This is a genomic window from Lactobacillus agrestimuris, assembly GCF_943193025.1.
GTDB classification, from domain to species: Bacteria; Bacillota; Bacilli; order Lactobacillales; family Lactobacillaceae; genus Lactobacillus; species Lactobacillus agrestimuris.
The window spans coordinates 79,499-93,856 of the sequence record NZ_CALPCQ010000007.1; the positions used below are offsets into that span (position 1 = coordinate 79,499).

A 14,358-nucleotide genomic window follows, 5' to 3' on the forward strand; every position below is an offset into this window, starting at 1 on the left:
TATGGTTGATGCAATTACTGATCAAAATTTTGATCAAGAAACTAAAGATGGTGTTGTTTTAACTGACTTCTGGGCAACTTGGTGTGGCCCATGTAAGATGCAATCACCGGTTATTGATCAACTCGCTGAAGAACGTCAAGATGTTAAGTTCACTAAGATGGATGTTGATCAAAATCAAGAAACTGCTAAAAACTTGGGAATTATGGCAATTCCAACTCTAGTCATTAAAAAAGATGGTAAGATTGTTGATCGTTTAACAGGTTACACTCCAAAAGAAAAGCTTGACCAAATTTTAGATCAATACACAGATTAAGAATATAAAAAAGGCATTCTGTTGAATGCCTTTTTCTTTAACCAAAACGAGCAATAATTTGAACTTTTTGATCTTTATCTAAAATATTAATTTCACTTTCTGCATTACGGCCAGTTTCTTTTTGAACTACTTCTGCAATCATACCACTTTCGATCGAAAATTCTTTGCTGTCGCTGTTTAAACGATCAATAACGGTTTGACCACTTAATTCAAAGGTAATTGATGTTCGCTTTTCCTTGATTAATTCAAGAGTGCCAAATTCAGCCTCTTCAAAGAATTCAATTAGATCATCATAACTTGCAAGCGCGTAGTGACGAGTAATTCTTTTGCCGGCCCAATATAAGATAGCATCATTGTCATCACCTAAGATTTCTGGTAGTAAAAAATCACGGTAGAGTTGATTTAAAAAATAAACGTGTTCATTTGATTGATTATTGTCGTGCATAAAATATTCATCCCTTTTATTCTTATTTATTTTACCGTAAACTAGTATGAGTAGAAAATATTTTTTTCTCGAGGAGAGTAGATTTTTTATGGATAACCGTCCAATAGGTTTATTAGATTCGGGTGTTGGCGGATTTTCTGTGGTCAAAAAGATTATCCAAAAATTACCTAATGAATCGACAATATTTATTGGTGATAGTGCCAATATGCCATATGGCAATAAAAGCCAAGAAGAAGTTATTAATTTAACTAGACAAAGTGTTAAATTCTTACTTAAACAAAATGTTAAGTTAATTATTTTTGCATGTAATACGGCTACGGCTGCAGCTATGCCAACTTTGCAAAAAGAAATTGATCAACAGATTATTGGTGTAATTCAGTCAGGAAGTTTAGCAGCTGCAAGGACTACTAAAAATAATAAAGTTGCAGTAGTTGCTACTCCAGTTACAATTGAGTCACATGCTTATCGAGAAGAAATTAAATATCGAAATAAAGATATTACTGTTTCAGAAGTTGCGGCTCCTAATTTAGCTGCACTAATTGAATCAATGCAAGATTATGATACAAATTTGAAGGCAGTTAAAGAAGCAATAAATCCAATTCTAGATAATAATTTTGATACTTTGGTTTTAGGTTGTACACATTATCCACTAATTGAAAAAGAATTTTCTGATGTAGTAGGTAAGGATGTTAAAATTGTTGATCCAGCAGATCAAGTAGCCCAATATACCTACAATGTAATGAAGCGAGATAGTTTATTTAATTCCGCTGATCAACCAGCTAAGCATGAATATTACACTACAGGGAATGCAAAAGAATTTGCTAAAATAGGCGGGTCATTTTTAGGAGATTCAAATATTTCAGTTAAGCATGTTAATACGGAGAATTTATAATGGCTAAAGAAATATTATTTGCGACAGGAAATCAAGGTAAGGCCAAGGAATTAAAGGAAGCCTTTAAAAAGGCAGGTGTAGATTTAATAGTTAAAACAAATGCTGATTTAGATAATCCACCTGAACCAATTGAATCTGGGAGAACTTTTGAAGCTAATGCAAAGATTAAGGCCCACGAATTAGCTGATTTTTCTGGTCTCCCAACTATTGCAGATGATTCCGGCTTAATAGTCGATAAATTGAATGGGGCACCTGGTGTAAGATCCGCACGTTATGCCGGTGAAGCACATAATGATGCGCATAATAATGCTAAACTCTTAGCCGAACTTGGCGGAGTACCGGAAAATGAACGAACTGCTAAGTTTAATACTACAATTGTCGTATCGATGCCAGGACATTTCGATAAGGATTTAGTTGTTACTGGTCAATGTGAAGGCAAAATTTTGTCAGGACCAAGAGGTGAAGATGGCTTTGGCTATGATCCACTCTTCTTTGTTCCTGAAAAAGGAAAAACTTTCGCCGAAATGACCACCGATGAAAAGAATGAAATTTCTCATCGTGGAAGGGCAGTCGCAAAACTTATTAAAGAATTACCAGAATGGTTTAAGCAATTTGATTAAAAATAAAAGCAGGCTAGAGCCTGCTTTTTACTTTGCGTTAATTTGATTTGAATTTGTAGCGAGTTTGATATCATTAGCTTGTAAAGCCTCAATATAGTTCTTCAGATAGAGATTCTTAACAGAGCTACCTTTACCAGGTTTAACCTTAAAAGAGATGCTGTAAGTAATATTTTGACCGTTTTGATCAGTAATTCCTAAGATAGTTGGACCAGATGCAATTGTTTTCTTTTCAGTTTTAATTGTCTTATTTGCGTCCTTAAGAATAGTATGAACTTTTTCAAAATCATTATCTGCATCAAGATATAAGTTGATAGTAAGGCTCATGACATTGTGAGCAATATTTTGAACGATTGTAATATTACGATTAGGGACATAAATTAATGATCCATCAGGTGCTCTTAGACGAGTAGTTCTCAATCCAAGTTGGATTACTGTTCCAATAATTTGTTGGTTAATTTGAACAGTATCACCAACATCGAATTGATCTTCACTTAAGATAAAAAATCCATTTACCAAATCACTCACAAATCCTTGAGCCCCCATACCCAAGGCAAGAGAAAAGATTCCAGCGCTGGCAAGTAATGTTCCTACAGGGATGCCAATGATTGATAAAACGCCGAATAAATAAAAGAAGATAACTGTGTATTGAAAGATGCTATTTACAAGAGCTGTAATAGTTCTAGTTCTTTTATTTCTTACTTTAGTTTTTTTGGACGATGCTAAATATTTGTTTAGTATTTTTTTACCAAAATGTGAAATTAGGTAAAAGATAAGCGTGGTCAAAAGAAGTTGCCACACAATAGATACTAAGTTTTCGCTTAATTTATCCCAATTGATTGATAAAGCTTTATTATCGATGTGAAATGAAGTTTTCATAAATTATCCTTTCATAAAGTTTCATTATATATCTTAACAAAGGTTACATAATTATTGAGAATAAAGTGTTTTCATGCTAGACTTTTTTTAGATGGTAAAAAGTCGGAGGTAGAAAATGGTAATTTCTTATGGTGCATTAGCAGGGTTAATCGCTGCAATTGCGTTTGTAGTATTAGTACTTTTCACAATTCCGATGCTAGTCCGCACAGCTAAAACATTAAATGAACTTAATGAAACTATGCAAACAACTAATAAATCAATTCAGCAGATTTCTACTGATGTTGATGGATTAATGAAGCAAAGTAGTGATTTATTAGATAAGACTAATGATCTTTTAGCTGATGTAAATGGCAAGATGAAAACAATTGATCCTGTTGTTAAGGCTGCCGCAGATTTGGGAGAAAGCGTCCAAGAAATTAACGCTTCTTCAAAAAAGATGGCAAAACGCTTTAACAGTGCACGCTCAGTTCGTACAGGCGTATTTTCATCAATTCTTACTGCTATATTAGCTAGACGTAAGCGTCGAAACGGTGAAGATTAAATTAAAATATAAAGGAGGAATTTATTATGAGTAAGTTTACAAGCTTTTTACTTGGTGTAGTTGCTGGTGCAACGGCAGGTTTTGTTGCAGGTTCATTATTAGTTGATGATGAGCAACTTGATGGCGTTAAGAAGAAGATTCAAGATAATGATAAGCTTCAAGATTTGAAGAAGAAGTACGATAATGGTACTGAAATCGTTAAGAATCAATTAGCTTCATTCCCAAAGAATGTTGAAGATGATTCAGAACTTAAAGATTTTGATGATATCGTAATTGATGATTCTAAGTCAGAAGATATTACAGCAGATGGTAATGCAGAAAAGACTGCAGATGATTTAAATAATGCTGAAGATAAGGCATCTTCTGAAAATTCAAATAATGAATAAAATTCGATAATAAAAAAAGCAGGTCAGTTGACCTGCTTTTTGTTTATAATTAATCTTTCAAAGGCAAAACCTTTAATTCTTTGCTAGTATGAGTAAATGGTTCATAACCATTTTTAGTAACTACACCACAGTCTTCGATTCTGACTCCGGCAAAGCCAGGGATGTAAATACCTGGTTCAATTGAGAAACACATTCCTTCTTCAATTACTAAGTCATTTCCTTGAACAATTGAAGGAAATTCGTGAACGTGTTTACCAATGCCGTGACCTAAACGGTGGATGAAGTATTCGCCATATCCAGCTTTAGTAATGATATCACGGGCAACACTATCAAGTTCCTCAGCAGTGATACCTGGTTTAGCAGCATCAATTGCGGCTTGTTGTGCTTCACGATCTACTTCATAGATTTCTCTTTCTTTATCAGAAATTTCACCGTATGCAACAGTTCTACTTGAGTCAGATGCATAACCATCATGCATAGTACCTAAATCAAATAAAACTAATTCGTTTGGTTCAATCTTGTTCATTGTTGGACCAAGGTGTGGATTGGCTGCATTTTTACCAGCTTGAACAATAGTTTCAAAACTTTGGTGCATAACACCCTTTTGAATCTTTAGTTGATATTCGATTTGTCCAGCTATACTTCTTTCAGTAGCACCAGTTCTAATTGCATCAAAACCGACTTGGAATGCAAAGTCAGCTTCTCTACCAGCGGCCTTTAATTTTTCTACTTCTTCAGGAGTCTTGTATAGACGAATATGGTCAACAAATGGTGAAACATTTCCGTTGAAGTCTGAATCAGGGAATTGAGCATGCAAGTTTTGATAGTGAGCAACCGATAAATTGTTCTTTTCAATTGCCCAATTCTTGTATTCATTAGTTCTTTTCTTTACATTATCGGCAATAATGGCCCATGGGTTTTCTGAATCAAGGTATCCATATACATCGCCATTCCATTCGCTGTTTTTTGCTTCTTCAACATTTAAAGCAGGAGTGAAAACAAATGGTTCAGCATCTTTAAAAGCAACTAAGCTAAAAATACGTTCATCTGGATCCATTGAAAAACCAGTAAAGTAAGCAATAGTAATTGGATCCGAAATGTAGGCAACATCGAAGTTGTTATCTTGAAGCCAATTTTGAAGCTTATCTAAATTCATAAAAATACCTCTCTTTTCTTTATTGATAAGTTGTTAAGAAAAGTATACCATTAAAAGCTGTGAAAAAATGAAAGAAAAACTGTAAACGTTTGCAAATACTGGCTATAAGTGGTATAGTTAAAGTCCAAGATGATTTAATAAGAATTGGAGACTAAAAAATGCGTAAACAAGAAGTAACAATCTATGATGTCGCTCGTGAAGCTAAAGTTTCCATGGCAACAGTTTCTAGAGTTGTGAACGGTAATAGTAACGTCCGCAAGGAAACCCGAGACCGTGTAGAAGAAGTGATAAAAAGATTACACTATCAACCAAATGCAGTTGCACAAGGTTTAGCATCAAAGAGAACAACAACAGTTGGTTTGATTGTACCAGAATTGACTAATTTGTATTTTGCTGAATTATCAAGAGGTATCGATGATATTGCTTTACTTTATAAGTACAACATTATCATTAGTAGTATTGAAAACCGTTTGATGAAGCAAGATCAAGTAATTCAAGGTTTACTTAATAAACAAGTTGATGGAGTTATCTACATGTCTAACAACATGCCAGATAATGCTGTTGAGGCTTTCGAAAGAACTAATACACCTGTTGTTCTGGCCGGAACTAAAGATGATCATCCAAATATTCCATCAGTAACTATTGACTACAAGAAGGCCGATACAGAGGCATTAAACTTAATGTATAATGATGGTAAAAAGAATTTGGCTTTAGTTGTTGGAAATAAAGATGCTGTAGTTAACAAGGACAATAGAATTGTTGCTTATCGTAAATTCTTAAAGGATCATGATATTAAAGAAGAACACATTTATGATGGGATTTATGATTACTCAGATGGTTATAACTTATGCTCACAACTTGTAAAAGATGGTGTAGATGGAGTGATCGTTACTAGAGATAGTACTTCAGTTGGTATTTTAAATTCTGCAATTGATGCTGGAATAAAGGTTCCAGAAGAATTAGAAATTGTTACTGCAAGTGCAACCCAAATTGCATCAGTTGTACGCCCATCATTAACAACTGTGAAGCAACCACTTTATGATATGGGTGCCGTAGCTATGAGAATGTTAACTAAGTTAATGGATGGCGAAGAATTAGATGATATTCATATTGAACTTCCATATGAATTAGTTAAGAAACAAAGTACTTTAAATCAATAAAATAGTAACTTAAAGAAAAAGGGAATTAGCAAAATTTGCTAATTCCCTTTTTTACGTCTATAGATTAAGCTTCTTTAGTCAATTCGTAAATTGCTTCTGCATAAATTGCAATTGAATCAATTAAATCATCAAGCTTCATGTATTCATTTGCTTGGTGCATTACCATTGGTGCATCTTCAGGTTGAGCACCGTATGCGACACCATGTTCAAATAATCTACCGTATGTACCACCACCGATAACAACTTCATGACCTTTCTTGCCAGTTTGACGTTCGTAAACCTTAAGTAAAGTTTGGACAAGGGGATCATTACCTGGTACATAGTGAGGCTCTTCAAATCCATCATATGAAACTTCTAAGATATCCCCAAATTTATCAGTAATTTGCTTAACCATCTTATCTGGGTCAGTACCTTGTGGGTAACGGATATTATCTTTTAAAATTGCGTGATCTGCGTCGTATTCAAAAATACTTGGAGCACTAGATAAGTCACCCATTAAGTCATCGTGGTGAGCAATACCTAACTTTTCGCCCTTGAAGTCTTCATGTTCGGTGTTGGCTAAGAAATGAATATAGTTCTTATCACGACCCTTGAAGTCGAATTGATCAAGGAATAATCCCAAGAAAGTTGCTGAGTTACGGCCAACTTGTGGGGCACTTGCATGTGCACCAACACCAGTAACTTCAATTTCAGCGCGGTTAGCGTTAATCTTAAATTCACCTTCAAGATTATTGTCTTTGATAAATTGATCAAATTTAGTTTTAATTTCATCAAGATTGTCGGCTTCAATTGTAGCAAATGCCTTTTGAGGAGTTACGTTAGCAGCAATACCAGCCTTGAAACTAATTAATTTTACTGGTCCTTGTTGAGCATCGCCATTAAAGTTAAACACTAATGTATAGATACCCTGTTCTCCGTTAATAATAGGGAATTCGGCATCAGGTGAGAATACTTGATCAGGAGTTGGTTCATGTTTTAAGTAATAGTCGATTCCAACCCAATTAGTTTCTTCATTAGTACCAACAATAAAGTCAATCTTCTTCTTTGGTTTAAAGCCGGCTTCTTTAAGAATTAGCATTCCGTAGTAAGCAGCAAGCGCTGGCCCTTTGTCGTCAGCAGAACCACGACCAATAATTTTGCCATCTTCAATTTTCATCTTGAATGGATCAGTTACCCAACCATCACCGGCAGGAACCACGTCCATGTGACCGATCACACCAAGGCGTTTTTCACCTTCACCGTAATCTACACGACCAGCATAGTTTTCAAAGTTACGAGTTTTAAATCCGTCGCGTTTAGCAAATGATAAAAACTTCTTTAAGGCCTTAACTGGACCAGGTCCTACAGGATATTCTTCTGAAGTGTTGTCTAGATCCTCTGAGGAATCAATTGTGATTAATTCGTCTAAATCTTTTAAAATATCATCTTTTTTAGCAAGTGCTAACTTCTTGTAATCTAATTCCATTGTAATCCCCCTTAGATAATGATTATTAATAATATTGATTTTATCAAAAAAAGATGCCAATCTGTTAAGAATTGACATCATCCTTATTAATTATTTAATAATCCCGTAGGTAGCTTTTTGAATTTCCAACAATGTTTGTCCTTTATTTGATTGAACTAGTGGATAAGGAAGTAAGGCAATGTTTGAGTAACGACTTATTTTTTTGAGTGATTTATACTGGTCAAATGAATTAGAATCGAAGAAACCGTAGAATAAAATATCTTCGGCTTTTATCCAACCTTGTTTAGTATAGATCCAGAGATTTTTGGGACTTCCATTGAAGTTTTCAATTTTAGTTAGTTTATTAGCGGCTAAAGTTCGATCTGTCTTAGCAGAATTTTCTGGAAGGCGATAGATTGGAACCTTGTGGTTAGGTTTAGCGATTACTTGCTTATCCTTGTATGCTGAAATGTCATCATTAGTTAAATCCAAACTGACAAATTCCGCAGAAATAAAACTTTTTTCTGCGATTTGATAATAAAGCTTATCGTCGACTCGCACTCCGTACATAACTTTAAGATGTTGTTCTGGTTGGACATAGCGATGTCTTTTGACACGAACATACGGATTCATCAGTATTGGAGTTTTCTTCTTTCCGAAATAAATTCCATCTTGGTTGATTTCATATTTTTTTGTACCAGACTTAGCAAGCTTATATTTAAATCCGGTTGCTGGGAAGTTGGTAACGACTCCATCAACATTTTTGTTAATTAACCAATTCCAAAGTTTTGGAGATTCATCCATTTCTGCCCAAACATAGACCTGCTTGTGCAATCTATGAAGCCAGTGGATTAGGAAGGGATGGTCTTGAATAAGATCAGATGAGACATTGACTGCGTTGACTTGTGGAAGAATACTAAAATTGATTCGTTTTAAACTCCCAACTAATTGAATTAAATAAGCATTTGGGAGTAGTTTTCGAAGATGAAATAAACTAGCATTGGAAAAAGAATGGATCATGATTCTGTTTTCCATATGGTATTTTTTTACACATTCAGCAATCTTTTCTTCAAGTTCATATGATGAATCAACGCTATGATCGATTTTAGTTTCTAAGATGAACTTAGTATTTGGTTTGTTTTTATAATATTTAAAAAGCTGAGGCAGGGACATCACGTGTTCACCATTGTCATACTGTAACTGTCTAAGCGAATCAAAGTTGTTTTGTGATACAATTGCATGTGTATGAGTTAAACGAAAAAGGTCATCATCGTGAGTGATAACTGGAACTCCATCTTTAGATAATTGAAGATCCAGCTCAACATAATCGGCACCTGATTTAAATGCTGAATTGTCACTTTGAATTGTTTCTTCAGGATATTTACTTGGATCCCCACGGTGTCCAATAACTGTGAAACCACTTGATGTAAAAAATATTAATATTAAAAGAGCAGCCAAAAAGAACCGGCTTTTGATTTTCATGTGTACACCTCTATCGCATATATTATTCACAATAGCATGGTTGTACATTTTTTTCTATTTATTAAATAATTTATTATGAAATAGGTGTAAATAATAATATGAATGATCAGTATGAGACTTTAGACTTAATTGAAGAAATTACCAGAAATGATGGTAGTAAATATTATGAAATTTCAAATATCGACCAAAACGGTATCGCAGAATTGGCTGTATCAAAAGGGTATATAAAAAAAGTTCAAATTTTGCAAGTTAATATTGCTAGAACCAAGCCCTTAATTGAATATGAAAAATATATCAATGAAAATTATAAATTGCAGACTCTACTTAATGAGGATGATTGGAAAAATCCTAAATGGGTCGAGTGGGATAAGCCCAAGGGAAAAGTCCTTGATGCTTTTAACATGGTTTTGAAATCAAATAGAATTGGTTAGAAAGAAGATTTGTTATGGAAACATTTCGAATTTTACATACAAATGATTTGCATTCACATTTTGAACATTTCCCTAAAATTGGTCGCTATTTAAAAAAGGCACAAGCTGATAAAACTGTAGATGAGGTTTATACTTTTGATGCCGGAGATTTTATGGATCGTTCTCATCCTTTAAGCGATGCCACAGAAGGACAGGCTAATATTCAGCTAATGAACGACTTTCACTATACAGCAGGAACAATTGGAAATAATGAGGGGATTTCAAATTCTCATGAAGTACTAGAGCACTTATTTGACCATGTTGATTATCCAATAGTTTTAGCTAATTTAAGAGAAGAAGATGAATCAATGCCTAAGTGGGCAGAAGATTATCATATTTTAACCTCTAAAAAAGGCACAAGAATTGCTTTAGTTGGCTTAACTGCAGCTTATCCAATGACATATGGTCCAAATCATTGGCATGTTAAAATGCTAAAAAATACGATGGACAGAGTGCTTCCAGAAATTGAAGGGAAGTATGATGTTTTAATTTTGATTACCCATGTTGGTTTAACCATGGATCGCTGGCTTGCTAAGCATTATCCTCAAATAGATTTAATAATTGGTGGACATAGTCATGATTTGCTCCAAAAAGGTGAGCAGGTAAATGGAGTCTGGATTACTCAAACAGGTAAATGGGGGAACTATATTGGCGATATTCATGTTGAATTAGAAGATCATCATGTTACCAAAATTGTTCCTACTACGATTGCTACAACTTTGATTGAAGAAGAACCGGATGATCAAAAGGTCATTCAAGGTTATATCGATACAGGAAAGTCAATTCTTGAAAGTCAGCATGTAGCGCAATTACCAGAAAAATTTGCTGATGATAAACAAGCAGCTATCCAGGTATCACTTGATGCCATTAGTGATTTTGCGCATACTGATTTAGCAATGTTGAGTTCCGGCTTATTTTTAGAGTCCTTTAATAGCGGAATCATAACTAAATATGATTTGCAAAAAGCTTTACCGCACCCAATGCATGTAGTTAAGTCCATACTTCGTGGTAGTGATCTATGGCGTCTGGTGATGGAGATTGAAAAAAATCGTCATTATTTAAAGAATTTTCCTTTACAAGGAATGAGTTTTAGAGGAAAAGTTTTTGGCGAAGTTTACTATAAAGGAATTAAAGTAGATATGCGTAGAAAGCTTGTCTACGTGAATGGTAAAGAGATCGATCCAGAAGCTGAATATGAAATTGCAGTGTTGGATCATTATGTTTTGATACCATTTTTCCCAACATTGGCAATTGTTGGTGATAATGAATTTTTGTTCCCAGAATTTCTTCGGGAAGTAGTGGGAGATTACCTAAATAAGATATATCCTATAAAAACGGAAGTGAATTAAATGGCAGAAAAATCAGACGAAAAATATGAAAATAAATTTCAAAAAGAACAGCCTTTGCGTCATCCGATGGCAGTGGTTGCTCGAGATGAAAATAAAATAAAAATTAATAAGCAGCTTTATCGAATTCGGATTAATAGAGGGGATGCAATTGATTTAGAAGTATTACGGAAAAAATATGATCCCTATTTAGATCAGTATGATTTTTTGGTTGGAGATATTTCTAGTGATCATCTTCGGTTAAAAGGGTTTTATAAAGATACCGTACGTACAGCAATTGATAAGAAGGAAAATACAATTGCTGATTATTTGATAGAATATTGTAACCCTGGAACTGACTACTTTGTTTTAGAGCTAATAGCACCTGTACATCACCATAAGATATATTCGAAAGATAACAAAAGAAAGTTCCAAAAACGTCGACCAAATAATCATACTTATCATAAGAATAATTTTAAAAAGCGTAGAGTCCATAAGACTAAACTGCCCAAGCGCAAGACAATTGCGGTTCAAAAAAATACTGGACGAAAGCATAGCTTTGTAATTAAGAAAAGAAAAAAATCAGAAGACGAATAGAATGTTGTTTGGATGAAGTGGAAGTATGAGTAAAAAAGAAAATCCATTAGTTATTATCTATCATTTACTATTTGCAATATCTAGTAGTGTAGTTGGAGCAATTGTTGCTAGTTGGCCACTCTTATTTGTTTTTGTATTAGTTCAAAAAACAAATGAGACAGTTCATTTATCAATTTTTAAAGTAATGCATAATTATAATCAACTGATGTGGTATCTGATGTGGCCATTTAAGTCAAAGTTAAAAATGGATGATTTGCCAACTTCGACAAGCGCTGCTTTGCACTTTGCAGATTGTAAAAGATTATTTTTACTGGCAATTATTGTTTTTATTATTTGTTCAATTATTTATTTAATAGCTAAAAAAAGTGGTAATAGATCTTATTTATATTTAGATAAAACATGGTCATTACTATTCTTGATTTTGCCTGTGGTCATTTTGCCTTTTGCCATGACAAACTTTGATAGCTTTTTTACCATTTTTCACCATATTTTTTTCACTGATAGTAATTGGCTATTTGATCCAGCGACTGATCCAATTATTAATGTTTTAACAGAAGGCTTTTTTGCCGCATGTTTTGCGGTGGCTGGTATTATTTATGAATTGTACTTTGCAAGTAAACTTTTAAAAAAATAAAAGGAGTTTCTTAATGAAACTCCTTTTTCAATGCTAATTTTTTCCTTATTGCTACAATGAGAATTGGTACCACGGAGATAAAGATAATAGCAATTACAATTAGTGAGAAATGCTCTTTGACAATTGGAAAATTACCAAAGAAGTAACCGATTATACAGAATAATCCGGTCCATAAAAGACCACCGATTACATTGTAAATAAAAAATGTACGGTAATGCATTTTACTCCCGCCCGAAATAAATGGTACAAAAGTTCTGATGAACGGAATAAATCTTCCAATCATAATTGTTATCGGGCCATGTCGATCAAAGAATTTTTCTGCTGCTAGCCGATTATTTTCATTGATTAGTCGATTGAACCAAGCATGTTTTTCCCCGGCCCTAGTAGACCAAGCACCAATTTCATAATTAAGACTGTCACCAAGAACAGCTGCTAATGCAACTATTAAATAAATAAGCCAAATATTCAATTGGTAACGTGAATTGGCAGCCATTGCTGCAGCAGCAAAAATCAAAGAATCGCCAGGAAGAAAGGGGAAGATAACCAATCCCGTTTCAATAAAGATAATTGCGAATAGAATTAAATATGTACCTATTCCAAATTGATTAACTATCGTAACCAAATGATCATCGATATGAAGAATAAAATCTATTAAAGCCATATGATCTCCTATAAACTAGTAGAATGAATTGTTAAAGTTTTGTTTGGAAATAGTTTTCGCATAATTGAATTAATAGCGATTTGTGCTTCACCAAAGCCAACACCAATAATAGGTACTCTACCAGGATAAGTTATTGCATCACCAACAGCATAGATACCGGGTAAATTAGTTGTCATTTCAGAGTTTACCTTTATATGTGAGCCTTCGAGCTCTACTCCCCATTTTTTAACAAAAAGATTATTGGCCTTAAAGCCATAAGCCACAATAATTTGATCAAATTCACGATTAATCATCTGATCAGAGCCAACTTTTTTTAAGCCAATATTCAACTTATTATCTATAAATTCTACAGTTTTAGGAAGGTAAGGAGTATATATTTCAACATTTTTTAAATTTTTAAGCTTATTAATGCTGGTTTCCAATCCTCTAAATTCATTGCGGCGATGAATTAGTGAAGTATTGGCGATGTTTGACAATTCAAGAGCCCAATCTAGTGCAGAGTCGCCACCGCCAAAAATTCCGATATTTTGATTTTCAAAGATTTTTGGATCTTTAACAAAATAATGTACATGTTTTTCTGCTTCTTCAGTCATATTAATAGGGAATTTTTTCGGTTTAAAGGCACCATTTCCAGAAGCAACAAGAATAGCCTTAGCAGAGTATTCATTGTCGATAATGAAATAATCATCCTCTTGTTTAAGATCAATAACCTTATGGTCGGTCTCAATTGTGGTAAGAGCATTAAGATTATCAGTTAAATGCTTAATTAATTCACTGGCCTGGATTTTATTGAAAACAGGGATGTCAGCAATATTTTTGAAAGGGTATAACATTTTTGGTTGACCACCAGGTTCATTTAATGAATCGAAGATGATTGATTTCAATCCATGTAACTGAGCATAATTTGCAGAAAATAGCCCAACAGGGCCGGCTCCTATAATAGCTAAATCAAAATTTTTAATTTTAAAAACCTCCTATAAGTATTCGTAAATCAACTGTAACACGAAAAACTGCGATAATCATTAAAATTTATGCTTGATTTCTTATTGTGAATAGTGTAAATTAATTAAGTCGTCAGTTGTGACGAATGTCGCTAAATAAATGAAATAAAAAGTTTTAAAAAAGCTTGCATTTATTTTGAAAAGCGAGTAATATATTTAACTGTCGTCGGGTGATAAAGAAAACGTACCTGAGGCGAAAGAAATAGTTTAAAAAACATCTTGACAAAGAGTTAAGAAGTTTGATAAACTATAAAAGCCATCTAGACACTAGATGGAACTAGTACATTGAAAACTGAACAAAGTTTCGCTAAAAGTGTGCGGGTGTAAGAACCCAAACAAAGAAGCGAAGTCAATT

General features: G+C 33.9%; 17 protein-coding genes. 10 read left to right on the forward strand and 7 right to left on the reverse strand.

Annotated features, from left to right (window positions below; genetic code table 11):
* Position 1: 1 nt before the first annotated feature.
* Entirely contained in the window at positions 2 to 313 is a 312-nt protein-coding gene (gene trxA / locus NFR82_RS03415) for a thioredoxin (protein ID WP_251716832.1), read from the forward strand.
* A 37-nt stretch (positions 314 to 350) separates the two neighbouring features.
* Here the strand turns inward: trxA and NFR82_RS03420 are convergent, their stop codons facing one another.
* Positions 351 to 758, reverse strand: a complete 408-nt coding sequence (locus NFR82_RS03420) for a YslB family protein (RefSeq protein ID WP_251716834.1) — start codon at positions 756 to 758, stop codon at positions 351 to 353.
* Positions 759 to 846: 88 nt separating this feature from the next.
* Between NFR82_RS03420 and murI the strand changes: the two genes are divergently transcribed.
* Positions 847 to 1,650 carry a glutamate racemase gene (gene murI / locus NFR82_RS03425; RefSeq protein ID WP_251716836.1) on the forward strand — a complete coding sequence of 268 codons (804 nt, stop codon included), beginning with the start codon at positions 847 to 849 and terminating at the stop codon, positions 1,648 to 1,650.
* A complete protein-coding gene (locus NFR82_RS03430; RefSeq protein WP_251716837.1) occupies positions 1,650 to 2,270 on the forward strand; it encodes an XTP/dITP diphosphatase in 621 nt (206 codons plus the stop codon). The genes murI and NFR82_RS03430 overlap by 1 nt, the downstream gene beginning before the upstream one ends.
* A 27-nt stretch (positions 2,271 to 2,297) precedes the next feature.
* On the opposite strand, the gene NFR82_RS03435 is transcribed toward NFR82_RS03430, so the two are convergent.
* Positions 2,298 to 3,146, reverse strand: coding sequence for a mechanosensitive ion channel family protein (locus NFR82_RS03435; RefSeq protein ID WP_251716839.1), 849 nt, complete (start codon positions 3,144 to 3,146; stop codon positions 2,298 to 2,300).
* 115 nt (positions 3,147 to 3,261) lie between these two features.
* Here NFR82_RS03435 and NFR82_RS03440 point away from each other — a divergent pair, with 115 nt between their 5' ends.
* Positions 3,262 to 3,687: a DUF948 domain-containing protein gene (locus NFR82_RS03440; protein WP_251716841.1), complete on the forward strand. Its 426-nt coding sequence runs from the start codon at positions 3,262 to 3,264 to the stop codon at positions 3,685 to 3,687.
* A 26-nt stretch (positions 3,688 to 3,713) separates the two neighbouring features.
* Positions 3,714 to 4,073, forward strand: coding sequence for a DUF1269 domain-containing family protein (locus NFR82_RS03445; protein WP_251716843.1), 360 nt, complete (start codon positions 3,714 to 3,716; stop codon positions 4,071 to 4,073).
* 49 nt (positions 4,074 to 4,122) lie between these two features.
* On the opposite strand, the gene NFR82_RS03450 is transcribed toward NFR82_RS03445, so the two are convergent.
* Entirely contained in the window at positions 4,123 to 5,229 is a 1,107-nt protein-coding gene (locus NFR82_RS03450) for a M24 family metallopeptidase (RefSeq protein ID WP_251716845.1), read from the reverse strand.
* A gap of 158 nt (positions 5,230 to 5,387) precedes the next feature.
* On the opposite strand from NFR82_RS03450, the gene NFR82_RS03455 reads away from it, so the two are divergent.
* Complete coding sequence (locus tag NFR82_RS03455; protein WP_251716847.1) at positions 5,388 to 6,389, forward strand: substrate-binding domain-containing protein; 1,002 nt, start codon at positions 5,388 to 5,390, stop codon at positions 6,387 to 6,389.
* Between the two features lie 64 nt (positions 6,390 to 6,453).
* On the opposite strand, the gene pepV is transcribed toward NFR82_RS03455, so the two are convergent.
* Positions 6,454 to 7,854, reverse strand: coding sequence for a dipeptidase PepV (gene pepV, locus NFR82_RS03460; RefSeq protein WP_251716848.1), 1,401 nt, complete (start codon positions 7,852 to 7,854; stop codon positions 6,454 to 6,456).
* 90 nt (positions 7,855 to 7,944) lie between these two features.
* A complete protein-coding gene (locus NFR82_RS03465) occupies positions 7,945 to 9,315 on the reverse strand; it encodes a glycerophosphodiester phosphodiesterase (RefSeq protein ID WP_251716851.1) in 1,371 nt (456 codons plus the stop codon).
* Positions 9,316 to 9,413: 98 nt separating this feature from the next.
* Here NFR82_RS03465 and NFR82_RS03470 point away from each other — a divergent pair, with 98 nt between their 5' ends.
* From NFR82_RS03470 to NFR82_RS03485, 4 genes are read left to right on the forward strand one after another with little or no spacing between them, the layout of a single operon-like run.
* Complete coding sequence (locus NFR82_RS03470) at positions 9,414 to 9,746, forward strand: hypothetical protein (protein WP_251716853.1); 333 nt, start codon at positions 9,414 to 9,416, stop codon at positions 9,744 to 9,746.
* Between the two features lie 14 nt (positions 9,747 to 9,760).
* Positions 9,761 to 11,134, forward strand: coding sequence for a bifunctional metallophosphatase/5'-nucleotidase (locus NFR82_RS03475; protein WP_251716855.1), 1,374 nt, complete (start codon positions 9,761 to 9,763; stop codon positions 11,132 to 11,134).
* Entirely contained in the window at positions 11,135 to 11,707 is a 573-nt protein-coding gene (locus tag NFR82_RS03480) for a YutD family protein (RefSeq protein WP_251716856.1), read from the forward strand.
* 25 nt (positions 11,708 to 11,732) lie between these two features.
* Positions 11,733 to 12,341, forward strand: coding sequence for a TIGR01906 family membrane protein (locus NFR82_RS03485; RefSeq protein ID WP_251716858.1), 609 nt, complete (start codon positions 11,733 to 11,735; stop codon positions 12,339 to 12,341).
* 10 nt (positions 12,342 to 12,351) lie between these two features.
* Here the strand turns inward: NFR82_RS03485 and NFR82_RS03490 are convergent, their stop codons facing one another.
* Entirely contained in the window at positions 12,352 to 13,002 is a 651-nt protein-coding gene (locus NFR82_RS03490) for a VTT domain-containing protein (protein WP_251716860.1), read from the reverse strand.
* 8 nt (positions 13,003 to 13,010) lie between these two features.
* Complete coding sequence (locus NFR82_RS03495) at positions 13,011 to 13,964, reverse strand: NAD(P)/FAD-dependent oxidoreductase (protein WP_251716868.1); 954 nt, start codon at positions 13,962 to 13,964, stop codon at positions 13,011 to 13,013.
* Positions 13,965 to 14,358 lie beyond the last annotated feature (394 nt).